The organism is Alloprevotella sp. OH1205_COT-284 (assembly GCF_003859795.1).
Lineage (GTDB): Bacteria > Bacteroidota > Bacteroidia > Bacteroidales > Bacteroidaceae > Alloprevotella.
Window position 1 is genome coordinate 1 of sequence record NZ_RQYI01000069.1, and the last position, 550, is coordinate 550.

Annotated in this window: 2 protein-coding genes; both read left to right on the plus strand. The window is 43.6% G+C overall.

The window, feature by feature from the left end; translation table 11 throughout:
* Nucleotides 1–208, plus strand: a 208-nt coding sequence (locus EII14_RS09075; protein WP_148090633.1) for a helix-turn-helix domain-containing protein, incomplete at its 5' end; no start/stop codon positions are given.
* A 91-nt stretch (nt 209–299) separates the two neighbouring features.
* The gene (locus tag EII14_RS09685; RefSeq protein ID WP_370242268.1) at nt 300–530 is read left to right on the plus strand and encodes a VOC family protein; all 231 of its coding nucleotides are present in this window, start codon (nt 300–302) and stop codon (nt 528–530) included.
* The last annotated feature ends 20 nt before the right edge of the window (nt 531–550 follow it).

The window sequence follows — 550 nt, forward strand, 5'->3', positions numbered from 1 at the left end:
TCGGGAGATTGCCCAAACGCACCGTCCGCTCTTCGGGGGAGAAATCTACCTTACGGGGCGAGAGGTCTGTGAACGGCTTTTCGTCAGCCCTCGCACCTTGCAGGACTATCGGGACAAGGGCATTATCCCATACACGCAGATTGCAGGGAAGATACTTTACCGATTGTCTGACCTGCAACGAATTTTGAAGGAGAATTATCGGAGATAGAGTTTCTGAGGAAGATGATTTTCTTGCCGTTTCATTCTTCTTTCTTGCTATGAATAAGTAACTTTGTGGCGGATTCTATAATGTACAACTTATGAGACAGAAACTCACTTTAATCACATTGGGAGTAAAAGACTTTCAAAAGGCATTGGCTTTCTACGAGGGCTTGGGATGGAAGAAATCGGAACAGAGTCAGGAAGCCTACGCATTGTTTCCTTTGGGTGGGATAGTTTTAGGATTATACCCACTGCAAGAGAGACCTCTGCAAAACTATTTTCTTTTTTATTTTGTCAATTCTTTCTTTTTTTGTATCTTTACCCTATGAAGATCTCCCCCTGCTCCCAA

Bases quoted from the DNA above. Each gene is read 5' to 3' on its own strand.
- EII14_RS09685 (WP_370242268.1), top strand. From the start codon at position 300: ATGAGACAGAAACTCACTTTAATCACATTGGGAGTAAAAGACTTTCAA.